We start from the raw sequence: 22124 nt of genomic DNA on the forward strand, positions 1-22124 counted from the left end.
CTCTCCTTGCGTGCACGGTGTCGAGGAACCGCAGGGGCGCTGCCTGCGGGTGGTCAGAAGCGGCCGCCGCCCATCCGCCCGCGGGTCCCCCCGCCGCCGAAGCTGCCCGGCCCGCCGCCGAAACCCCCGCCGCCGGGCCCCCTGCCCCCGCCGAGCACGCCGCCGAGGATGATCCCGCCGAGGACCGCGCCGCCCAGGCCGCCGCCCCGCCCCCCGCCGCCGAACCCGCCCGGCCCCCCGAACCCCCCGGGGCCGCCGAAGCCGGAGCCGTAACCCCGTACGTCGTTCTCCGCGAGCGTGTGCGCCTGCTGGGCCATCGCGTCCGCGTGCTGCGCCTCCAGCAGCGCCGCCTGCGGATCCGTTCCCGTCCCGCCGTCGCCGCCCGACAGGGCCTCGGCCCGTGCGAGCCGCCGCTGCGCCTCGGCGAGCCGGGTGCGCGCCTCGCTGCCGACGGCTCCCCGGTGGGTGGCGATGTAGTCGGCGGCCGCGCCGACCGCCGCGCGGGCTCCGAGGAGCGCGCGGTCCAGCAGCGCGCGGGCCCGGCGGGTGCCCTGTTCGTCCTCGCGGGCGGACGCCAGCGCCTCGTCCAGTGCCGCGTCGGCCTCCTCCACGCGGCGCAGGGCGTCGATCGGGTCGTACGGACCCGCCTCGATCTCCCGCCGCACCTCCTCGGCCACCGTCCCGGCACGGGCGACGCGTCCCTGGAGGGCGGCGGTGGACACCCCCTCCGGGGTGCCGGCGAGGAGTCCGCGCGCCTCCGCCAGGTCGGTCTCGGTCTCGGTGAGCGCCCCGGGCAGCCGGCCGGCGGCCTCCGCGAGTTCCGTGGCCCGGCGGTCCACCGCGTCGACCAGCAGCCCGGCCTGGGCGACGGCGCCCTCGGCGGCGCGCACCTGGACGGCGGCCGCCCCGCGCTCACCGGCGCCGAGAGCCCGGTCCGCCTCGTCGAGCGAGCGGGCGGCGAACTCCAGCCGGTCCTGCGCCTCGTCCACGGCTCCGCCGACGGGCGCGGAGGCGGTCGGCGCGTAGCGTTCGCGCAGCACGCCGAGGGCCGCCCCGGCGCTGATCATCCGGCCGTCGACGCCGCCGAGCGCGGCGCGCGCCGCGGCCAGGGCCTGCGGCGCGTTCCGCTCCAGGTCGCGCAGCCGGTCGAAGTCGGCCGACTCGGCGTCGAGCCGGCGGTTGGCCTCGGCGCACCGGGCGAGGATCTCGTCGAGCATGGCCCGGCGGCCCGTCTCGTCCTCCGGGTACGCGTCGTCGAGCTGCTGGCGCACCCGGAAGGCGCTGGTGAGTTCCGCCTGGGCCTGCTCCACCGCCGCGGTGAACGGCTTCGCCGCCTCCTCGCCGAACTGGGCGACGGCGAAGCCGAGCTCCTCCCGGCTGGTGCGCAGTGCGTCGTCGGTGTCGACGAGGGCCTGCCGGGCCCGGCCGTCGAGCTCCTCCAGCGGGACGGGCCGCGCCTCGCCCCAGCCCTCCTGACCGCCGCGGGGGGTGGTGCGGGTCTCGGTGCGCCGCCGCCGCTTGACCCAGGCGTACGCGGCCAGTGCGCCGGCGCCGCCGACGACCGCGACGGGAAGCACCAGGTCGCCCGCGCCGACCTCGGCTCCGGCGCCGCCGGGGTCCGCCTCGCCGGGGGTGACGGCGACCTCGGGGACGGGCCGCCCGGCGAGGACGGCCCCGTAGCCGTCGGCCGCGCCGATCGCCGCGCCCGCCCAGTCGTTCTCGCGCAGGGCCGGCTCGATGCCGGTGCGCGCGACGTCGGCGAGCTGTGCGTCCGTCAGCCGGGAGCCGTCGTCGACCCAGTAGGCGTACTGCCGGTCCCCGGTGGCGACGGCGAGCAGGACGTCGCTCTCGCCGAGACCGTTGCGGTCCGCCGTGCGGGCGGCCCACTGGGGGGCGTCGAGGCCGGAGAAGCCGTCCACGTAGACCACGAACAGCTGGAGGCGCTGGTCGTCGTAGAGGCGGTCCAGGGCCGTGGCGACCGCGGGCTCGCGGTCGCCGAGGGCGTCGACCCGGTCGGTGATCTGTCCCTGCCGGGAGAGCTCGACGGGGTCGTCGGCACGTGCGCCGACGGCGGCGGGCACGATCAGCCACCACGCCGCCACCAGTGCCGCGAGCAGGGCATGCGTGGCTGTCCGTGTCACATACGGGAGGCTATGTCCGTGTTTGGGGGCCCGCGACCGGACGGGCTGGAGTCTCTCGTCCGGATCAGATCAGGGCGCGCGAGCCCGCCACGATCCGGGCGGCAGGCCCTGCGCCTCCGCGTCGCGCCGGACGGGATGCCTTCCGCCTCCGCGTCGCGCCGGACGGCAGGGCCCTACGACTCCGCGTCGCGCTCCCCGCGCCGCCGGATCCGGTTCCCCAGCCACACCAGCGGGTCGTACGTGCGGTCCACGGCCCGCTCCTTCAGCGGGATCAGGGCGTTGTCGGTGATGGCGATGGACTCCGGGCACACCTCGGTGCAGCACTTGGTGATGTTGCAGTAGCCGAGCCCGTGCTCGTCCTGCGCGGTCGCCCGCCGGTCCAGGCCCCGCTCGGCGGCGGCGTCCAGCGGGTGCATGTCCAGCTCGGCCACCCGCATCAGGAAGCGCGGCCCGGCGAAGGCCTCCTTGTTCTCCTCGTGGTCGCGCACCACGTGACAGGTGTCCTGGCACAGGAAGCACTCGATGCACTTGCGGAACTCCTGCGAGCGCTCCACGTCCACCTGACGCATCCGGTAGGCGCCGGGCTCCAGCCCGGCCGGGGGCACGAACGCGGGGATCTCGCGGGCCTTGGCGTAGTTGAAGGACACGTCCGTCACCAGGTCCCGCACCACGGGGAAGGCGCGCAGCGGGGTGATCGTGACGGTCTCCCCGCGGTCGAAGACCGACATGCGGGTCATGCAGAGCAGCCGGGGGCGGCCGTTGATCTCCGCGCTGCACGAGCCGCACTTGCCCGCCTTGCAGTTCCAGCGGACGGCGAGGTCGGGGGCCTGGGTGGCCTGGAGCCGGTGGACGATGTCGAGCACCACCTCGCCGTCGTTCACCTCCACGGTGAAGTCCTCCAGGCCGCCGCCCTCGGCGTCGCCCCGCCACACCCGGAAGCGCGCGTCGTACGTGCTCATGCGGTGAGCTCCTCTTCGGCGAGGTACTTGACCAGCTCCTCCTTCTCGAAGAGGGCGAGCAGGTCGGGGCGGACGGGATCGGTCTCCCGGCGTTCGAGCACGACGGCGGCGCCGTCCGTGCCGCCCGGCGGCGGGGCGAGGCGGCACACCAGGTTCACCCGGCGCCAGGACCGCTCCATGACGGGGTGGTCCTCCCGGGTGTGGCCGCCGCGGCTCTCGGTGCGCTCCAGCGCGGAGCGGGCGACGCACTCGCTGACCAGCAGCATGTTCCGCAGGTCCAGGGCGAGGTGCCAGCCGGGGTTGAACTGGCGGTGCCCCTCCACCCCGGCTCGGGCGGCCCGCTCGCGCAGCGCGGCCAGCCGTTCGAGGGCCTGCTCCATCTCGCCGGCCCGCCGGATGATCCCCACCAGGTCGTTCATCGTCTGCTGGAGCTCCTGGTGGAGGGTGTACGGGTTCTCCGGGGCGCCCTCGGTGCCGGTCGCGGCGCCGAAGGGGGCCAGCGCCTCGGCGGCGGCCGCCGCCACCTCCGCCTCGTCCACCGACGGCCGGTCCGGGTGCGCCGCGGCGAGTGCGGCGGCGTGCAGACCGGCCCGGCGGCCGAAGACGAGCAGGTCGGAGAGGGAGTTCCCGCCGAGGCGGTTGGAGCCGTGCATCCCGCCCGCCACCTCGCCGGCCGCGAACAGGCCCGGTACCCCGACGGCCGCCGCGGTGTCCGAGTCGACGGCGATGCCGCCCATCACGTAGTGGCAGGTCGGCCCGACCTCCATGGGCCCGGCGGTGATGTCGACGTCCGCCAGCTCCTTGAACTGGTGGTACATGGACGGCAGCCGCCGGCGGATCGTCTCGGCCGGCATCCGGGTGGAGACGTCCAGGAACACGCCCCCGTGCGGGGAGCCCCGGCCCGCCTTCACCTCGGCGTTGATCGCGCGGGCGACCTCGTCACGGGGGAGCAGCTCGGGCGGGCGCCGGTTGGCGTCGGGGTCCTCGTACCAGCGGTCGCCCTCCTCCTCGGACTCGGCGTACTTCTCCTTGAAGACGTCGGGCACGTAGTCGAACATGAAGCGCCGGCCCTCGGAGTTGCGCAGCACCCCGCCGTCGCCGCGCACCGACTCGGTGACGAGGATCCCCTTCACCGACGGCGGCCAGACCATCCCGGTGGGGTGGAACTGCACGAACTCCATGTTGAGCAGCGGCGCGCCCGCGAGCAGCGCCAGCGCGTGGCCGTCGCCCGTGTACTCCCAGGAGTTGGAGGTCACCTTGAAGGACTTGCCGATGCCGCCGGTGGCCAGCACCACGGCGGGCGCCTCCAGGACGAAGAAGCGGCCGGTCTCGCGCTCGTAGCAGAACGTCCCGGCCACCGCCCCGCCCCGCCCGGGCGCCGGGTCCTTGAGGATCCGGGTGACCGTGCACTCCTGGAAGACCTTGAGCCTCGCCTCCGGGTCGCCGTACGTCTCCCGGTCCTCCTGCTGGAGCGAGACGATCTTCTGCTGGAGGGTGCGGATCAGCTCCAGGCCCGTGCGGTCGCCGACGTGGGCGAGGCGCGGGTACTCGTGGCCGCCGAAGTTCCGCTGGGATATCCGCCCGTCCGCCGTCCGGTCGAAGAGCGCGCCCCAGGTCTCCAGCTCCCACACCCGCTCGGGGGCCTCACGGGCGTGCAGCTCGGCCATCCGCCACTGGTTGAGGAACTTCCCGCCGCGCATGGTGTCGCGGAAGTGGACCTGCCAGGAGTCGTGGTCGTTGACGTTGCCCATGGACGCGGCGATACCGCCCTCGGCCATGACCGTGTGGGCCTTGCCGAAGAGCGACTTGCACACCACGGCGGTGCGCGCGCCCCGCTCGCGCGCCTCGATCGCGGCGCGCAGGCCGGCGCCGCCCGCACCCACGATGACCACGTCCCACTGCTGGCGTTCGAGCTGAGTCATGCCGGAGGGCAACCTTCCGTAGGGGCCCGGAACCGCTGGGGCCTAGAAGAAGCGCGGATCGTCGAAGACGCCGGTGGCGACGAGGTACACGTAGAGGTCCGCGAGACCGACGCTGAACAGCGAGGCCCAGGCCAGCTGCATGTGGCGGGCGTTGAGCCGGCCCGCCCAGCTCCACAGCCGGTAGCGCACCGGATGCCGCGAGAAGTGCCGCAGCCGGCCGCCGACGATGTGCCGGCAGGAGTGGCAGGAGAGGGTGTACGCCCAGATCAGCACGGCGTTCACCAGCAGCACCACGGTGCCGAGCCCCATGTGTCCCCAGGCGTAGTGCTCGTCGCGGAAGGCCAGCACGGTGTCGTAGGTGAGGATCGCGGCGACCGGCAGCGCGGCGTAGAAGAAGTACCGGTGGGCGTTCTGGAGGATCAGCGGGAAGCGGGTCTCGCCGGTGTACCTGCGGTGCGGCTCGGCGACCGCGCAGGCCGGGGGCGACGCCCAGAAGCCCCGGTAGTAGGCCTTGCGGTAGTAGTAGCAGGTCAGCCGGAAGCCCAGCGGGAAGACCAGGATCAGCAGCGCGGGCGACAGCCCCCACCAGCTGCCGAAGACCTCCCAGTTCGGCCCGCCCTTCATCGGGACGCAGTTCTCGGCGAGGCAGGGCGAGTAGAACGGCGAGACGTAGGGCGCCGCGTAGTAGCCGGCGTTCGCGAAGGCACGCCAGGACGAGTAGACGACGAACGCGAGGAGCCCCGCCGCGGTGAGGGCGGGGGCGAGCCACCAGCGGTCGGTGCGCAGATGGCGGGCGCGGATGGCGGCCCGGCCGGCTCCGCGCACGCCCGTGCCGGCGGGCGGTGGTTCGGTACCTGTGGCCAACGGGGACTCCGGGGTGGAGTGGGATCGGGTGAGGTCCGGGAGATGCGCGCGGGTCAGGGTGCGCGGCGGTCGCGGGCGCCGAGGCCTTCGTCGTCCGAGTCCGTCCACAGGGTGCTGTCGTACGGGGTGTCGGGGATGGTGACCAGGTCCCGGGGCGCCGGCGGGCCGGGGGCGGCGGGCCGGGCGGGCGGGGCGCCCCCGAGGGCCGCCTCCAGGGCCTGCTCCAGCCTTCCGACGCGCCGGGTGAGCTCGTCGACGTGCTGCCGCATCGCCGTCAACTCGTCCTGCTGGGACATGACGTGTCCTCACTTCCGCGGAGTGCGGGTGGCATCGTCCATGCGCCTGAGAGTGTCGCGCGTCACATCCGGGGTTGTGAAGGGGACGTACGCGATTGCCCCCGGCGGCACCGCGGGTGCATCGGTTTCCGGCCGCCTCCGGAGCCGGGGGCTCGGGGGATTGAGCCGCCCGGGTGGCCTCGGCGGCGAGCGCCGCCGTGTCTGCGCCGGCACGGCCGTTCCGTCCACTTGAGTGGGGGAATCGGTGTGATCATCTCCAAAATCGACGAAACAGGACTAAGAGGTACATGCCATGTCCCAGGTCGAGGCCCCCCGAGGGCGGACATGCTCCCGAAGACTCCGCTCCGTGGCCCTGCTCACCAGCGGCGTTCTGGCCCTTCCCGCTCTCGCCGCCTGCAGTTCCTCCGACGACGAGAGCAAGGCGAGGCCTCCGGCCCAGGACATCGCGCCCGCCGGCCGTGACGCCACCGCCGACGGCGGCACCGTGCGCTGGGCCGTGGACTCGGTGCCCGCCACGCTCAACGCCTTCCAGGCCGACGCCGACGCCACGACCGCCCGCATCGCGGACGCCGTGCTCCCGGCGCTCTTCACGGTCGACGAACGCGGCCGCCCCCAGCGCAACCCCGACTACCTGGAGTCGGCCGAGGTCGTCGAGCGGGAACCGAAGCAGGTCGTCCTCTACAAGCTCAACCAGCAGGCCGTCTGGAGCGACGGCAGGGAGATCGGAGCACCCGACTTCCTCGCCCAGTGGCGGGCTCTGAGCGGCAAGGACTCCGCTTTCTGGACCGCGCGCAACGCCGGGTACGAGCGCATCGACCGGGTCGAGCGGGGCTCCAGCGACCTGGAGGTCAAGGTCACCTTCAGCAAGCCGTACGCGGACTGGCGCTCGCTGTTCACGCCCCTGTACCCCAAGGAGGTGACCGCCACCCCGGCCGCCTTCAACGAGCGGGCCCGCACCGCGCTCGCCGCCACAGCCGGGCCCTTCCGGGTGCAGAAGGTCGACGCCGGGGCGAAGAGCACCACCCTGGTGCGCAATCCCCGCTGGTGGGGGCAGCGGGCCAAACTGGAGAGCCTGGTCCTCGCCGCGGTGCCCCGCGACGAGCGGGTCGCCGCCCTCGCGAAGGGCACCCTGGACGTGGCCGAGATCGACCCGTCGGGCGCCGAGCGCATCGCCTACGCGGCGAAGGACGCCGGCCGCGGCGGCAAGCCCGTCGCCCACGGCCCGGGTGCGGACACCACCCCCTCCGCCGCCCTCCGCTCCTGGGCGCTGGCCCACGGCTCCGACGAGAGCCTCGCCGAATCCGCCCGCGCGACCCGCGAGCGGACGGCCGAGGCGCGTCAGAAGTACGCGGAGGAGCAGTCGGCGCTGCGCGCCTTCCGGGTCCGCAAGTCGCTGGAGCCGGCGTACACCCAGCTCGCCATGAACGGGGAGAACGGCCCGCTCGCCGACGAGCGGGTGCGCCGCGCCGTCGCCCGTGCCCTCGACCGGGAGGAACTGGCCGAGACGGTGCTCGCGCCGCTCGGGCTGCCCGCCGACCCGCCCGGCAGCCACCTGGCCCTCGCCGGGCAGCCGCTCTACAAGGACAGCAGCGGGGCGCTCGGCAAGCAGAGCACCCAGGAGGCCCAGGGGCTGCTCGCCGACGCGGGCTGGACCCCCGGCGGTGCACGGCAGAAGCCGGAGCCGGCCGAGGCCGGAGCCGGCCGGGGCCCCTCGGGCAGCGCCTCGCCGTCGGGCGGGCGGGAGGGTGCGAAGGGCGCCGCGGCCCAGGACGGCGCGAAGGAGGACGGCGGTGAGCGGGGCGACCGCGCCGCGACGCCGTCCGCCCGTGCCTCGGGCGCCGCGTCCGACGACGGCCTCTACATCGTCGGCGACGGCAAGCCCGCCACCGACGCCCGGCTCCGCGACCGCGCGCCGGGCGCCGTCCACGTCCTCGCTCCCGCCCCGGCCGCGGCCCTCCACAGCCTCGCCCTGGAGCGGCAGGCCCGTGCCGTGGCCGACGGGCAGGACGCCGCGGCGGCGGGCGGCCCGCACCGCGGCGACGGGGTGGCCGGGGCCTACGCCCCGCGCGGCAGCGCGGCGCCCGCACCGGCCGGCGGCGCCGTCGGCAAGGACGGCAAGGCCCTGTCCCTGCGGTTCGTGCTCCCGTCGGGACCGGGCTCGCAGGTGCTGCGCTCGGTCGGCGACAAGATCGCGCGGATGCTGCAGCGGGTCGGCATCCGCACCGAGATCGTCAAGGTCGACGACGAGAGCTACTTCAAGGACCACGTGGCCTCGGGCGACTACGACCTGGCCCTCTACTCCTGGCCGTCGAGCGCCTACCCGGCGACCGACGCCCGGCCGATCTACGCCAAGCCCAAGCCCGCGTCCGACGGATCGCTGCTGGTCGAACAGAACTACACCCGGGTCGGCAGCGACTATATCGATCAGTTGTTCGATCAGGCGGCGGGCGAGCTGAACGAGGACGCCGCACGCGATCTGATGCGCCGTGCAGACGCCCGGATCTGGGCGGCGGCGGGCTCCATCCCCCTCTACCAGCGGCCCGAGCTCGTCGCGGTGCGCTCCTCCCTGGCCAACGTCGGGGCCTTCGGCTTCAAGACCCCGGCCCACCAGCACATCGGATACAAGAAGGCGCAGGTCAACGGCGAGGGGAAGCAGTAGCCCCGGACCGCTTGCGCAAGCTCTGAAGTGGCTCAACTCCCTTGCCCGCCGGCATCGCCGGCGGGCAAGGTCGTGATCACCCAGACCCGAGTCCCGCGGCGCCCCGCACCCCCGCGCCCGCGGCGTGATCCTCGTCCCCTTCACCGGGCCCCGTCCGTTCCGGACGGCCCCCGCGGCGGCGGCCCCGTACCATGGACAGCAGCCGTGGCGCGTCCGCCCGGCGGGCGTAAGAGGAATTGACGCCGCATCCCACGATCCGAGAGAAGCGCAAGCCACCCATGCCCACGCGCCACGACATCCGCAACGTCGCCATCGTCGCCCACGTCGACCACGGCAAGACGACCATCGTCGACGCCATGCTCAAGCAGGCCGGTGCCTTCGCCGCCCACCAGCAGCTCGACGACCGCATGATGGACTCGAACGACCTGGAGCGTGAGAAGGGCATCACGATCCTCGCCAAGAACACGGCGGTGAAGTACCACCCCAAGGACGGCGGGGCCCCGATCACGATCAACATCATCGACACCCCCGGCCACGCCGACTTCGGCGGCGAGGTCGAGCGCGGTCTGTCGATGGTCGACGCCGTCGTCCTCCTGGTGGACGCCTCCGAGGGTCCGCTCCCGCAGACCCGCTTCGTGCTGCGCAAGGCCCTCCAGCAGCGCAAGCCGGTCATCCTCTGCATCAACAAGACGGACCGCCCGGACTCCCGGATCGACGAGGTCGTCAACGAGACCTACGACCTCTTCCTCGACCTGGACGCCGACGAGGACCAGATCGAGTTCCCGATCGTCTACGCCTGCGGCCGCGACGGCATCGCCTCGCTGACCAAGCCGGAGGACGGCACCGTCCCCGCCGACTCCACCAACCTGGAGCCGTTCTTCTCCACCATCCTGGAGCACGTCCCGGCCCCGGCCTACGAGGAGGACGCGCCGCTCCAGGCCCACGTCACCAACCTCGACGCCGACAACTTCCTCGGCCGCATCGCGCTGCTCCGCGTCGAGCAGGGGGAGCTGCGCAAGGGCCAGACGGTCGCGTGGATCAAGCGGGACGGCACGGTGGCCAACGTCCGCATCACCGAGCTGATGATGACCGAGGCGCTCACCCGCAAGCCGGCCGAGGTCGCCGGCCCCGGTGACATCTGCGCCGTCGCCGGCATCCCCGACATCATGATCGGCGAGACCCTGGCCGACCCGGAGAACCCGGTCGCCCTCCCGCTGATCACGGTCGACCAGCCGGCCATCTCCATGACCATCGGCACCAACACCTCGCCGCTGGTCGGCCGCGGCGGCACCGGCAAGGGCGCCGACGCGAAGAACGCGGTCAAGGACCGCAAGGTCACGGCCCGTCAGGTGAAGGACCGGCTGGACCGCGAGCTGATCGGCAACGTCTCGCTCCGCGTCCTCGACACCGAGCGTCCCGACGCCTGGGAGGTCCAGGGCCGCGGCGAGCTGGCGCTGGCCATCCTGGTCGAGCAGATGCGCCGCGAGGGCTTCGAGCTGACCATCGGCAAGCCCCAGGTCGTCACCAAGGAGGTCGACGGCAAGATCCACGAGCCCGTCGAGCGCATGACGATCGACGTGCCCGAGGAGCACATGGGCGCCGTCACCCAGCTCATGGGCGTCCGCAAGGGCCGGATGGACAACATGTCCAACCACGGCTCCGGCTGGGTCCGCATGGAGTTCGTCGTCCCGTCCCGCGGTCTGATCGGCTTCCGGACCGAGTTCCTGACCAACACCCGCGGCACGGGCATCGCCCACTCCATCCACGAGGGCCACGAGCCGTGGTTCGGCGCGCTCCAGACGCGCAACAACGGCTCCCTGGTCGCCGACCGCTCCGGCGCCGTCACCGCGTTCGCGATGACCAACCTCCAGGAGCGCGGCGTGCTGTTCACCGACCCCGGCACCGAGGTGTACGAGGGCATGATCGTCGGAGAGAACTCCCGCTCCGACGACATGGACGTGAACATCACCAAGGAGAAGAAGCTCACGAACATGCGCTCCTCCTCCGCCGACTCGTTCGAGGCGATCGTGCCCCCGCGCAAGCTCTCGCTGGAGCAGTCGCTGGAGTTCTGCCGCGACGACGAATGCGTCGAGGTGACCCCGGAGGCCGTCCGCATCCGCAAGGTCGTCCTCGACCAGCGCGAGCGCGCCCGCTCGGCCTCGCGCGCCAAGCACGGCTGACGCGTCCTCACGCCCCCGGGGCGCCCTCCGGGGCCCTGGGGGCTCCCGGCGCCGTCACGGCGGCCGGGAGGGCCGGCAGAGGTCCCGGACAACCGCATACACCAGGCCCGGCCCCTCGCGGACAGCGCGAGGGGCCGGGCCCGTTCGTCAAGTCGATTGGCCGACCCGAGTGTCCGCATATCGACCGTCGCTCTCCGGAACATGTGTTAACGGTCCGTTTCGCGGGTGTCTGTCTGTGCTCGCTTTGTCCGGATTTCGGTCTGAGGGCCCCTGCTGATGTTGTCAAAACGAGACCCTTTAAGTGTGGTTTACGGCCCGGACGTACTTAATAGTTGGCTCCATTGAGCTCGGGTCAATGGGTCATGCGCTGTGGGGAGCGCCGACTCACGAGCACACTCGGGGCATTGACACAGCGCCGTCAGGGGTGTCGGCGCGTCAGGCAGTGCCCCTCTTGTAGTGATAAGTGGACTCATGAGGAGGAACCCATGCGTGGTGCCAAGAGCGCCAAGTGGGTCGCGGGTGCGATAGTCGTCGCCATGGCCGCGACTGCCTGTGGTGGCAGCGACAGTGGCTCGGACAAGGACAAGGGCAGCGCCTCCGGCAAGCCCGCGGGCTACGTCTCGATCGACGTCGGCGAGCCGCAGAAGCCGCTGATCCCGGCGGACACGAACGAGACCAACGGCTCGTACGTCATTCAGTCGCTCTTCACCCAGCTGCTGGACTTCGACGCCCAGGGCAACATCGTCTACACCAACGCCGAGTCCGTGGAGACCACCGACTCGAAGACGTGGACGGTCAAGCTCAAGGCCGGCTGGAAGTTCCACAACGGCGAGGCGGTGACCGCGCAGTCCTACGTCGACGCGTGGAACTGGTACGCCAACATCAAGAACAACCAGCAGAACTCCTTCTGGTTCGCCGACATCGCGGGCTACGCCGACGTCCACCCGGAGAAGGGTGACCCGAAGGCCGACAAGATGTCCGGTCTGAAGGTCGTCGACGAGACCACCTTCACGATCGAGCTCGCCGAGAAGGTCCCGTACTTCAACTACAAGCTGGGCTACGCTACCTTCGCCCCGCTGCCCAAGGTCTTCTACGACGACCCGAAGGCGTTCGGCCAGAAGCCCGTCGGCAACGGCCCGTACAAGTTCGAGAAGTGGACCCACAAGAAGCTGATCCAGGTTGCGGCCAACCCTGACTACCAGGGCCCCAACAAGGCGCAGAACAAGGGCATCCAGTTCAAGAACTACGCGACCCTCGAGGCCGCGTACCAGGACGTCGTCTCCGGCAACCTGGACATCATCCGCCAGGTCGGCCCGACGGACCTGCCGAAGTACAAGCAGGACCTGGGCGACGGCGCCATCGAGCAGCCGTACGCGGCCATCCAGTCGCTGGTCCCGGCGTTCTACTCCAAGACGTTCAAGGACATCGACCCCAAGGTCCTCCAGGGCCTGTCGATGGCGATCGACCGCGACACGATCACCAAGACCGTCCTGAACAACACCCGTACCCCCGCGACGAGCTTCACGCCGCCGCAGGTCAAGGGCAACCAGGACCTGGGTACGGACGTCTTCACGTTCAACCCGGAGAAGGCCAAGCAGCTCATCACCGAGGGCGGCGGCGTCCCGGAGAACAAGCTGTTCATCCAGTACAACAGCGACGGCGGCCACAAGGAGTGGGTGACCGCGGTCTGCGAGTCCATCCGCAAGGCGACCGGTGTCGACTGCGTCGGCGACGCCAAGCCGGACTTCCCGACCGACCTCGAGGCTCGTGACAACGACCAGGTCAAGTCGATGTACCGCGGTGGCTGGGTGGCCGACTACCCGGTCAACGTCAACTTCCTCAAGGAGCTCTACCACACGAGCGCCGAGTCCAACAACGGTCGCTTCTCCGACAAGGAGATCGACGGTCTGATGGCCGCGGCCGACAAGGCGAACTCCCTGGAAGAGGCCGTCAAGGGCTACCAGGAGGTCGAGAAGAAGCTGCTCGAGAAGATGCCCGCCATCCCGCTGTGGTACTACCGCATCAACGGTGGCCACGGCAAGGCTGTCGACAACGTCAAGGTCGACTTCCACGGCGACCTCGAGCTGCCCGGAGTCACCGTCAAGTAACGCTTGACGGGCCCATCCCCACTCGGCCATCACCCGCCGCCGTCGGTCACCCGGCGGCGGCGGTGGTCCGGGGGCGTCGTGCTGCGCGCCGGCGCCCCGCGGGCCAGAAAACCCCTCACGGAGGCACCTATGGGGCGCTACGTCGCACGACGACTGCTCCAGATGATCCCGGTGTTCATCGGGTCAACACTCTTGATCTTCGCCATGATGTACGCGCTCCCCGGAGACCCCGTCAGAGCGCTCATGGGAGAACAGCAGTTCGACCCGGCGATCCTCGAAGCGAAGCGGCACGAGCTCGGCCTCGACCTGCCGCTGTGGCACCAGTACCTCAACTATCTCGGGGGGCTGGTACAGGGTGACTTCGGCACCGAGATCGCCAGTGGGCTCCCGATTGCCGACACCATCAGCCGCGCCTTCCCGGTGACCATCCGGCTGACGCTCTTCGCCTTCACCTTCACGGTCGTCGTCGGCATCGGCCTCGGCATCGTGGCGGGCCTCAAGCCCGAGTCGGTCCGCGACCGCGGTCTGCTCGGCCTCACGCTCGTGCTGATCTCGATGCCCTCCTTCGTGCTGGGCTACCTGATGCAGTACCTGTTCGCCTTCCAGCTGCAGTGGATCACCCCGACGGTGCAGGACTCCGAGAACTTCGGCGACCTCGCACTGCCGGCCATCGTCCTCGGCTCGCTCTCCCTCGCCTACGTGGCCCGTCTGACCCGTACGTCGATGGCGGAGAACCTGCGGGCGGACTACATGCGCACCGCGGTCGCCAAGGGCCTCCCGCGCCGCCGCATCGTCGGCGTGCACCTCATGCGCAACTCGCTGGTCCCCGTGGTCACCTTCCTCGGCACCGACATCGGCAACCTGATGACGGGCGCCATCGTCACCGAGGGCATCTTCAACGTGCAGGGCGTCGGTGACGCCATCTACGAGGCGCTGTTCCGCCGCGAGGGCGCCACCGTCGTCGGCATCGCCTCGCTGATCGTGCTCGTCTACCTGCTCTGCAGCCTGCTCGTCGACCTGCTCTACGCGGTCCTGGACCCGAGGATCCGGTATGCCTGAGAAGACCGCAGACACCGCGGCCGCCACCGAGACCGAGAAGGTCACGATCACCGCCGCCGGGCCGGACGCCGCTCTCGCGGCCGGTGCCGCCAAGCCGGACAAGGCGCGCAGCCTCTGGTCCGACGCCTGGCGCGACCTGCGCCGCAAGCCGCTCTTCCTGATCTCGGCCGCACTGATCCTGCTGCTGCTGCTGATCGCGGCGTTCCCGAGCCTGTTCACGTCGGCCTCGCCGCGTGACGCCGACCTCGCCAAGCACTACCTGCAGCACCCGAACTGGGGCCACTTCTTCGCCCCCGACTGGTTCGGCTACGACGGTCAGGGCCGCTCGATCTACGCGCGTGTCATCTACGGCGCCCGCGCCTCGATCATCGTCGGCGTCGGCGTCACCGCGCTGGTGACCCTGCTCGGCACCGTCGTCGGCATGCTGGCCGGCTACTTCGGCGGCTTCACCGACACGATCCTGTCGCGCGTCACCGACATCTTCATGGGCATCCCGTTCCTGCTCGGCGCGCTGGTCGTGCTGACCAGCTTCGAGAACCGCGCCATCTGGGTCGTCATCCTCGCCCTGGTCTTCCTCGGCTGGACCCAGATCGCCCGTGTCGCCCGCGGTGCCGTCATCACCATCAAGCAGGCCGACTACGTGGTGGCCGCGAAGGCGCTCGGCGCCTCCACCACCCGCATCCTGCTCAAGCACGTCCTGCCCAACGCGCTCGCCCCGATCATCGTCGTCGCGACCATCGCGCTCGGCGGGTACATCGCGGCCGAGGCGACGCTGTCCTTCCTCGGTGTCGGCCTGGCCGAGCCGACCGTCTCCTGGGGCGTCGACGTCGCCAGTGGACGCGAGCAGCTCCGCAACGCCCCGTACGTCCTGATCGTCCCCTCGGTGATGGTCTCGATCACGGTGCTCGCGTTCCTCATGTTCGGCGATGCGGTCCGCAACGCCCTCGACCCCAAGATGCGCTGAGGGAGGCGTACGTGACCACCATCGACAAGACCTCCACCGTCCCCGCGCCCCGCGGTGCCGGGGACAACGACGGTCCGCTGCTCGAAGTGCGCGACCTGCACGTCGAGTTCCACACCCGCGACGGCGTGGCCAAGGCCGTCAACGGCGTGAACTACACCGTCTCCGCCGGTGAGACGCTCGCCGTCCTCGGCGAGTCCGGCTCCGGCAAGTCCGTGACGGCGCAGGCCATCATGGGCATCCTCGACATGCCGCCCGGCCGCATCCCCAAGGGCGAGGTGCTCTTCCGCGGCCAGGACCTGCTGACCATGTCGAACGAGGAGCGCCGGAAGATCCGCGGCTCCAAGATCGCCATGATCTTCCAGGACGCGCTGTCCTCGCTCAACCCCGTGCTCTCGGTGGGCTACCAGCTCGGCGAGATGTTCCGGGTGCACCAGGGCCTCTCCAAGAAGGAGGCCAAGGCCAAGTCCATCGAGCTCATGGAGCGGGTCAAGATCCCGGCCGCCAAGGCCCGGGTCAACGACTACCCGCACCAGTTCTCCGGCGGTATGCGCCAGCGCATCATGATCGCCATGGCGCTGGCCCTGGAGCCGGACCTGATCATCGCCGACGAGCCGACCACGGCCCTCGACGTGACGGTCCAGGCACAGGTCATGGACCTGCTCGCCGAGCTCCAGCGCGAGTACAACATGGGCCTGATCCTGATCACCCACGACCTCGGCGTCGTCGCCGACGTCGCGGACAAGATCGCGGTCATGTACGCGGGACGGATCGTCGAGACCGCCCCCGTGCACGAGCTCTACAAGCGCCCGGCCCACCCGTACACCCGGGGTCTGCTGGACTCGATCCCGCGCCTGGACCAGAAGGGCCAGGAGCTGTACGCGATCAAGGGTCTGCCGCCCAACCTGCTGAAGATCCCCACCGGCTGCGCCTTCAACCCGCGCTGCCCCAAGGCGGACGACATCTGCCGCACCGAGGTCCCGCCGCTCGTGCCGGTGACCGAGCAGGACGGCAGCGATCTGCCCGGCCGCGGAAGCGCGTGCCACTTCTGGAAGGAGACGATCCATGGCTGAGCTCAACAAGACGAACGAGGCCGTGGACGCGACGCCGAACGTCACCGACGTCGCCGCCGTGTCGGCTCCGACCGAGGAGGCGGCCGTCGCCGCCCTGGACGCGACCGTCGAGCGCGGCGAGCCGATCCTCCAGGTCCGCAACCTGGTCAAGCACTTCCCGCTGACCCAGGGCATCCTCTTCAAGAAGCAGGTCGGCGCGGTCAAGGCCGTCGACGGGATCTCCTTCGACCTGTACCAGGGCGAGACCCTCGGCATCGTCGGCGAGTCCGGCTGCGGCAAGTCGACCGTCGCCAAGCTGCTGATGACGCTGGAGCAGGCGACCGCCGGCGAGGTCTTCTACAAGGGCCAGGACATCACCAAGCTGTCCGGGCGCGCGCTGAAGGCCGTCCGCCGCAACATCCAGATGGTCTTCCAGGACCCGTACACCTCGCTCAACCCGAGGATGACGGTCGGCGACATCATCGGGGAGCCGTTCGAGATCCACCCCGAGGTGGCCCCGAAGGGCGACCGCCGCAAGAAGGTGCAGGACCTGCTGGAGGTCGTGGGTCTCAACCCCGAGTACATCCACCGGTACCCGCACCAGTTCTCCGGCGGTCAGCGCCAGCGCATCGGCATCGCCCGCGGTCTCGCGCTCAACCCCGAGATCATCATCTGCGACGAGCCGGTCTCCGCGCTGGACGTGTCGGTCCAGGCACAGGTCATCAACCTGATGGAGAAGCTGCAGGACGAGTTCAACCTGTCCTACATCTTCATCGCCCACGACCTGTCGATCGTCCGGCACATCTCGGACCGGGTCGGCGTGATGTACCTCGGCAAGATGGCCGAGATCGGGACGGACGTCCAGATCTACGACCACCCGACGCACCCCTACACCCAGGCGCTGCTGTCGGCCGTCCCCGTCCCGGACCCGGCCGCCCGTGAGGGCCGGGAGCGGATCATCCTCACCGGCGACGTCCCGTCGCCGGCCAACCCGCCGTCGGGCTGCCGCTTCCGCACCCGCTGCTGGAAGGCCGAGGACCGCTGCTCCACCGAGGTCCCGCTGCTGGCGGTCCCGGAGCGCTTCGCCGGCCAGGACACCCCGGCGGCCCACGAGTCGGCGTGCCACTTCGCCGAGGAGAAGGACGTCGTGCACGCCGGCTGACACCGGCTCGCGGACCCCAGGCGCCCGTCCCGCACCGCGGGGCGGGCGCCGTCGCGTGTCGGCACGCACGGCCCGCCGGGAAAACCGATTGCCCGGATGCTGCGCCGCTGCCGAGAGTGTCCCCATGTCCCTCACCGTCCGCCCCGCCGCGTACGCCGACGCACCCGCCGTCTGCGCCCTGCTGAACACCGTCGACATCGCCGAGATCGGCCGCCCCGAGACCGATCTCCACACCGTCGAGACCGACCTCGCCCACCCCGATGTGGACCTCGCCCTGGACACCTGGCTGGTCTCCGACGGTCCCGACCTGGTGGGGTACGGGGTGATCTACAGCGACTCGGGGCAGGGGGACATCGGCGTCGACCACTACGTGCTGCCCGGCCGCTCGGACGCGGCCGTGCTGCTGCTGGAGCTGATCGAGGCCCGCGCCGTGGAGAAGGCGGCCGAGGGCGGCGCGGAGCGCGCCGTGCTCCATCTGCACCTGAACGCCCGGCCCGCCGTCGACACCGCGCTCCTGGCCGCCCGGGAGTGGTCCGTCGTGCGGCGCCACCAGATCATGACCCGCACGCTCTCCCCGTCCGCCGACCTCCCGCCGGACCCGCCCGCCGGGCTGACCCTGCGCGACTGCCGCCAGGAGGCCGACCGGCGCCTCGCCCACGCGCTGGTCGAGGAGACCTTCGCCGAGCACTTCGACCACCACGCCCGCACCTACGAGCAGTGGCTGGCCGACATCGGCGGCGCGCGCCTCGACTGGTCACTGGTGTGGATCGCCTCGCTGGAGGGCGAAGGAGACGTCGCCGTGATGCTGACCCGGGACGACCGGGAGGCGATGGGCTGGATCGGCAGCCTCGGCGTCCGCCGCCCGGCCCGCGGCCGCGGCGTCGCGGGCCACCTGCTCCGCCACGCCTTCGCCGCCTACGCGGCCCGTGGCCGGGACACCATCGGCCTCGGCGTGGACACCGCCAACGAGACCCGGGCCCTCGGCCTCTACGAAGCGCACGGGATGGGTCTCCACTACGCCATCGACACCTGGGAGCTCACCCGTCCGGCGGCATCCCCGGCCGCCACCCGGACGCCCTGAAAGTGCGTTAGTTCCGCAATGGGGTGATATTCGGTCCTAAGTCAGGCCTAGGACACGGGAGGAACCCCATGCGCGGAGCCACGCACGCCAAGTGGGCCGCATGTGCGGCAGCCGTCGCCCTCGCGGCGACCGGCTGCGGTGGCGGCGGCGACAGCGGAGGCGGTGGCGGCGAGGACGGCATCATCAGCTCCTCCTGGACCGACCCGCAGAACCCGCTGGAGCCCGCCAACACCAACGAGGTCCAGGGCGGCAAGGTCCTCGACATGATCTTCCGGGGCCTGAAGAAGTACGACCCGAAGACCGGCGCCGCCACCGACATGATGGCCGAGAGCATCGAGAGCACCGACTCGGTGAACTTCACCATCAAGATCAAGAGCGGCTGGACCTTCAGCAACGGCGAGCAGGTCACCGCGAAGTCCTACGTGGACGCCTGGAACTACGGCGCCAATCTGAAGAACAACCAGAAGAACGCCTACTTCTTCGGCTACATCGACGGCTACGAGGCCGTCCACCCCGAGAGCGGCGACCCCACCGCCCAGACCATGTCGGGCCTCAAGGTCGTCGACGACCTCACCTTCACGGTGAAGCTCAGCCAGAAGTTCTCCACCTGGCCCGACACCCTCGGCTACTCCGCCTTCGCCCCGCTGCCCCAGTCCTTCTTCGACGACCGCGACGCCTGGATCGCCAAGCCCGTCGGCAACGGCCCGTACACGCTGAACTCGTACCAGAAGGGCTCCCAGGCGCAGCTCCGCCGCTGGGACGACTACCCCGGCCCCGACAAGGCGCAGAACGGCGGCATCGACCTCAAGGTCTACACGGACAACAACACCGCCTACACCGACCTGATCGCGGGCAACCTCGACCTCGTCGACGACGTGCCGGCCTCCCAGCTGAAGAACGTCCAGGCGGACCTCGGCGACCGGTACATCAACACCCCCGCGGGCATCATCCAGACCCTCGCGTTCCCGTTCTACGACGACGCCTGGAACACCCCCGACGGCGCCAAGGTGCGCACCGGTCTCTCGCGTGCCATCAACCGCGACCAGATCACCGACACGATCTTCCAGAAGACCCGCACCCCCGCCAAGGACTGGACGTCCCCCGTGCTCGGCGAGGACGGCGGCTTCGACGACACCCTGTGCGGCGACGCCTGCGAGTACGACCCGGCCGCGGCCAAGAAGCTGGTCCAGGAGGGCGGCGGCATCCCCGGCGGACAGGTCAAGATCACCTACAACGCCGACACCGGCTCCCACAAGGACTGGGTCGACGCGGTGTGCAACTCCATCAACAACGCCCTCGGCAACGAGAAGGCCTGTGTGGGCAACCCCGTCGGCACCTTCGCGGACTTCCGCAACCAGATCGGCGAGCAGAAGATGCCCGGCCCGTTCCGGGCCGGCTGGCAGATGGACTACCCGCTGATCCAGAACTTCCTCCAGCCGCTCTACTACACCAACGCCTCCTCCAACGACGGCAAGTGGAGCAACGAGGAATTCGACGACCTGGTGGACCAGGCCAACGCCGAGAGCGACACCGCCAAGGCGGTCGACCTCTTCAAGCAGGCCGAGGAGGTCGTCCGGGACCAGATGGCCGCCATCCCCCTCTGGTACCAGAACGGCAGCGCCGGCTACTCGGAGCGGATCTCGAACGTGGCCCTGAACCCGTTCAGCGTCCCGGTCTACAACGAGATCAAGGTCAACTGACGGCGGAAGCCACCGGCCCGGCGACGCACCGCGAGCGCCGGGCCGTCCCCCTTCCCGCGACGACCCCCGGAGCGTGTCATGGGACGTTACGTGATCCGGCGTCTGCTGCAGATGATCCCGGTCTTCTTCGGCACCACGCTGCTGATCTTCCTGATGGTCAACATCATGGGCGACCCCGTCGCCGGCCTCTGCGGCGACCGGCAGTGCGACCCCGCGACCGCGGCGCAGCTGCGCAAGGAGTTCGGACTCGACAAGCCCGTGTGGCAGCAATACCTGACCTACATGGGCAACGTCTTCACCGGAGACTTCGGGACCGCGTTCAACGGGCAGCCGGTGACCGAGCTGATGGGAGAGGCGTTCCCCGTCACGATCCGGCTGACCATCGTGGCCATCTTCTTCGAGATCGTCATCGGCATCACCCTCGGCGTCGTCACCGGCCTGCGCCGGGGGCGGCCGGTGGACACCGGGGTCCTGCTGCTCACGCTGGTCGTCATCGCCGTGCCGACCTTCGTCACCGGTCTCATCGTGCAGCTGCTGCTCGGCATCAAGTGGGGTGTCATCGACCCCTCGGTCTCCTCGGACGCCCGTCTCGACGAGCTGATCGTGCCCGGCCTGGTGCTCGCCTCGGTCTCGCTCGCGTACGTCACCCGGCTCACCCGGACGTCGATCGCCGAGAACTCCCGCTCCGACTACGTCCGCACCGCCAAGGCCAAGGGGCTGCCGCGGGGGCGGGTCATCCGCCGGCATCTGCTGCGCAACTCGCTGATCCCCGTCGTCACCTTCATCGGCACCGACATCGGCGCCCTGATGGGCGGCGCCATCGTCACCGAGCGGATCTTCAACATCCACGGCGTCGGCTACCAGCTCTACCAGGGCATCCTGCGGCAGAACACCCAGACCGTTGTCGGCTTCGTGACCGTGCTCGTCATCGTGTTCCTGCTGGCGAACCTGCTCGTCGACCTCCTGTACGCCGTTCTCGACCCGAGGATCCGGTATGCCTGAGCAGCAGCCCTTCGACGACAACGCCATCGCCTCCACCGGAGCGGGCGGCGCGACCGACCTCGCCATGAGCGAGGGCGAGACCCTGGAGAAGACCCCCGGCGGACCGCTCGGCACCGGGCCCGCCGGCAAGCCCCGCAGCCTGTGGTCGGACGCCTGGCGGGACCTGCGGCGCAATCCGGTCTTCATCGTCTCCGCCCTGGTGATCCTCTTCCTGGTGGTCATCTCGATCTGGCCCTCGCTGATCGCCTCCGGCAGCCCGCTCGCCTGCGACCTGGCCAAGGCCCAGCAGGGCTCCGGGCCCGGGGCACCGTTCGGCTACAACGGCCAGGGCTGCAACGTCTACACCCGCACCGTGTACGGCGCCCGGACCTCCGTCACCGTCGGCGTCTGCGCCACCCTCGGGGTCGCGATCCTCGGCTCGCTGTTCGGAGCCCTCGCCGGGTTCTTCGGCGGCGGCTGGGACGCCGTGCTCTCCCGTGTCACCGACATCTTCTTCGGCATCCCGGTCGTCCTCGGCGGTCTGGTGCTGCTCTCGGTCGTCACCTCGACCACCGTGTGGCCCGTCGTCGGCTTCATGGTGCTGCTCGGCTGGCCGCAGATCTCCCGCATCGCCCGCGGCTCCGTCATCACCGCCAAGCAGAACGACTACGTGCAAGCCGCGCGGGCGCTGGGAGCCTCCAACACCCGGATGCTGCTGCGCCACATCGCGCCCAACGCGATCGCCCCGGTGATCGTCGTCGCCACGATCGCGCTCGGCACCTACATCTCCCTGGAGGCGACCCTGTCGTACCTCGGCGCCGGGCTGAAGCCGCCGACCGTCTCGTGGGGCATCGACATCTCGTCCGCCTCGCCCTACATCCGCAACGCCCCGCACATGATGCTCTGGCCCGCCGGCGCGCTGGCCGTCACCGTGCTCGCGTTCATCATGCTCGGCGACGCGGTGCGCGACGCCCTCGACCCGAAGCTGCGATAGGAGCC

General features: G+C 70.9%; 16 protein-coding genes. 11 read left to right on the forward strand and 5 right to left on the reverse strand.

Translation table 11 applies throughout. From position 1 onward, the window contains the following. Nucleotides 1-53: 53 nt before the first annotated feature. The 5 genes from IAG43_RS20820 to IAG43_RS20840 all read right to left on the reverse strand — a co-directional run bounded on the left by IAG43_RS20820 (nt 54) and on the right by IAG43_RS20840 (nt 6182). Nucleotides 54-2141 carry a TPM domain-containing protein gene (locus IAG43_RS20820; RefSeq protein WP_187742212.1) on the reverse strand — a complete coding sequence of 696 codons (2088 nt, stop codon included), beginning with the start codon at nt 2139-2141 and terminating at the stop codon, nt 54-56. Between the two features lie 173 nt (nt 2142-2314). Beyond that, entirely contained in the window at nt 2315-3100 is a 786-nt protein-coding gene (locus IAG43_RS20825; protein WP_187742213.1) for a succinate dehydrogenase/fumarate reductase iron-sulfur subunit, read from the reverse strand. Beyond that, nucleotides 3097-5022, reverse strand: a complete 1926-nt coding sequence (locus tag IAG43_RS20830; RefSeq protein WP_187742214.1) for a fumarate reductase/succinate dehydrogenase flavoprotein subunit — start codon at nt 5020-5022, stop codon at nt 3097-3099. The genes IAG43_RS20825 and IAG43_RS20830 overlap by 4 nt, the downstream gene beginning before the upstream one ends. Nucleotides 5023-5064: 42 nt before the next feature. Next, on the reverse strand, nt 5065-5886 hold the full coding sequence (locus IAG43_RS20835) for a hypothetical protein (RefSeq protein ID WP_187742215.1): 822 nt from the start codon (nt 5884-5886) through the stop codon (nt 5065-5067). A 53-nt stretch (nt 5887-5939) separates the two neighbouring features. Next, nucleotides 5940-6182 carry a hypothetical protein gene (locus tag IAG43_RS20840; protein ID WP_187742216.1) on the reverse strand — a complete coding sequence of 81 codons (243 nt, stop codon included), beginning with the start codon at nt 6180-6182 and terminating at the stop codon, nt 5940-5942. Nucleotides 6183-6474: 292 nt separating this feature from the next. Between IAG43_RS20840 and IAG43_RS20845 the strand changes: the two genes are divergently transcribed. The 11 genes from IAG43_RS20845 (at nt 6475) to IAG43_RS20895 (ending at nt 22119) form a co-directional block, all read left to right on the forward strand. After that, nucleotides 6475-8841, forward strand: a complete 2367-nt coding sequence (locus IAG43_RS20845; protein WP_187742217.1) for an ABC transporter family substrate-binding protein — start codon at nt 6475-6477, stop codon at nt 8839-8841. Between the two features lie 278 nt (nt 8842-9119). Further along, on the forward strand, nt 9120-11021 hold the full coding sequence (gene typA / locus IAG43_RS20850) for a translational GTPase TypA (protein WP_187742218.1): 1902 nt from the start codon (nt 9120-9122) through the stop codon (nt 11019-11021). A 485-nt stretch (nt 11022-11506) separates the two neighbouring features. After that, nucleotides 11507-13129 carry a peptide ABC transporter substrate-binding protein gene (locus IAG43_RS20855; RefSeq protein ID WP_187742219.1) on the forward strand — a complete coding sequence of 541 codons (1623 nt, stop codon included), beginning with the start codon at nt 11507-11509 and terminating at the stop codon, nt 13127-13129. Between the two features lie 129 nt (nt 13130-13258). Then, complete coding sequence (locus tag IAG43_RS20860; RefSeq protein WP_187742220.1) at nt 13259-14188, forward strand: ABC transporter permease; 930 nt, start codon at nt 13259-13261, stop codon at nt 14186-14188. Continuing rightward, complete coding sequence (locus tag IAG43_RS20865; RefSeq protein ID WP_187742221.1) at nt 14181-15152, forward strand: ABC transporter permease; 972 nt, start codon at nt 14181-14183, stop codon at nt 15150-15152. The genes IAG43_RS20860 and IAG43_RS20865 overlap by 8 nt, the downstream gene beginning before the upstream one ends. A gap of 11 nt (nt 15153-15163) precedes the next feature. Further along, a complete protein-coding gene (locus tag IAG43_RS20870; protein WP_187742222.1) occupies nt 15164-16222 on the forward strand; it encodes an ABC transporter ATP-binding protein in 1059 nt (352 codons plus the stop codon). After that, entirely contained in the window at nt 16215-17363 is a 1149-nt protein-coding gene (locus tag IAG43_RS20875) for an ABC transporter ATP-binding protein (protein WP_187742223.1), read from the forward strand. The genes IAG43_RS20870 and IAG43_RS20875 overlap by 8 nt, the downstream gene beginning before the upstream one ends. A 124-nt stretch (nt 17364-17487) precedes the next feature. After that, nucleotides 17488-18444 carry a GNAT family N-acetyltransferase gene (locus IAG43_RS20880; protein WP_187742224.1) on the forward strand — a complete coding sequence of 319 codons (957 nt, stop codon included), beginning with the start codon at nt 17488-17490 and terminating at the stop codon, nt 18442-18444. Nucleotides 18445-18512: 68 nt separating this feature from the next. Next, nucleotides 18513-20144, forward strand: coding sequence for a peptide ABC transporter substrate-binding protein (locus IAG43_RS20885; protein WP_187742225.1), 1632 nt, complete (start codon nt 18513-18515; stop codon nt 20142-20144). Nucleotides 20145-20222: 78 nt separating this feature from the next. Continuing rightward, complete coding sequence (locus IAG43_RS20890; RefSeq protein ID WP_187742226.1) at nt 20223-21146, forward strand: ABC transporter permease; 924 nt, start codon at nt 20223-20225, stop codon at nt 21144-21146. Next, a complete protein-coding gene (locus IAG43_RS20895; protein ID WP_187742227.1) occupies nt 21139-22119 on the forward strand; it encodes an ABC transporter permease in 981 nt (326 codons plus the stop codon). Before IAG43_RS20890 ends, IAG43_RS20895 begins: the two co-directional genes overlap by 8 nt. Nucleotides 22120-22124 lie beyond the last annotated feature (5 nt).

Origin of the sequence: Streptomyces genisteinicus (assembly GCF_014489615.1) — a bacterium.
Lineage (GTDB): Bacteria > Actinomycetota > Actinomycetes > Streptomycetales > Streptomycetaceae > Streptomyces > Streptomyces genisteinicus.

Coding starts and splice junctions, on each gene's coding strand:
- IAG43_RS20890 (WP_187742226.1), top strand. CDS start 20,223: ATGGGACGTTACGTGATCCGGCGTCTGCTGCAGATGATCCCGGTCTTC.
- IAG43_RS20840 (WP_187742216.1), bottom strand. CDS start 6,182: ATGTCCCAGCAGGACGAGTTGACGGCGATGCGGCAGCACGTCGACGAG.
- IAG43_RS20895 (WP_187742227.1), top strand. CDS start 21,139: ATGCCTGAGCAGCAGCCCTTCGACGACAACGCCATCGCCTCCACCGGA.
- IAG43_RS20880 (WP_187742224.1), top strand. CDS start 17,488: ATGTCCCTCACCGTCCGCCCCGCCGCGTACGCCGACGCACCCGCCGTC.
- IAG43_RS20875 (WP_187742223.1), top strand. CDS start 16,215: ATGGCTGAGCTCAACAAGACGAACGAGGCCGTGGACGCGACGCCGAAC.
- IAG43_RS20825 (WP_187742213.1), bottom strand. CDS start 3,100: ATGAGCACGTACGACGCGCGCTTCCGGGTGTGGCGGGGCGACGCCGAG.
- IAG43_RS20860 (WP_187742220.1), top strand. CDS start 13,259: ATGGGGCGCTACGTCGCACGACGACTGCTCCAGATGATCCCGGTGTTC.
- IAG43_RS20855 (WP_187742219.1), top strand. CDS start 11,507: ATGCGTGGTGCCAAGAGCGCCAAGTGGGTCGCGGGTGCGATAGTCGTC.
- IAG43_RS20845 (WP_187742217.1), top strand. CDS start 6,475: ATGTCCCAGGTCGAGGCCCCCCGAGGGCGGACATGCTCCCGAAGACTC.
- IAG43_RS20865 (WP_187742221.1), top strand. CDS start 14,181: ATGCCTGAGAAGACCGCAGACACCGCGGCCGCCACCGAGACCGAGAAG.
- IAG43_RS20885 (WP_187742225.1), top strand. CDS start 18,513: ATGCGCGGAGCCACGCACGCCAAGTGGGCCGCATGTGCGGCAGCCGTC.
- IAG43_RS20830 (WP_187742214.1), bottom strand. CDS start 5,022: ATGACTCAGCTCGAACGCCAGCAGTGGGACGTGGTCATCGTGGGTGCG.
- typA (WP_187742218.1), top strand. CDS start 9,120: ATGCCCACGCGCCACGACATCCGCAACGTCGCCATCGTCGCCCACGTC.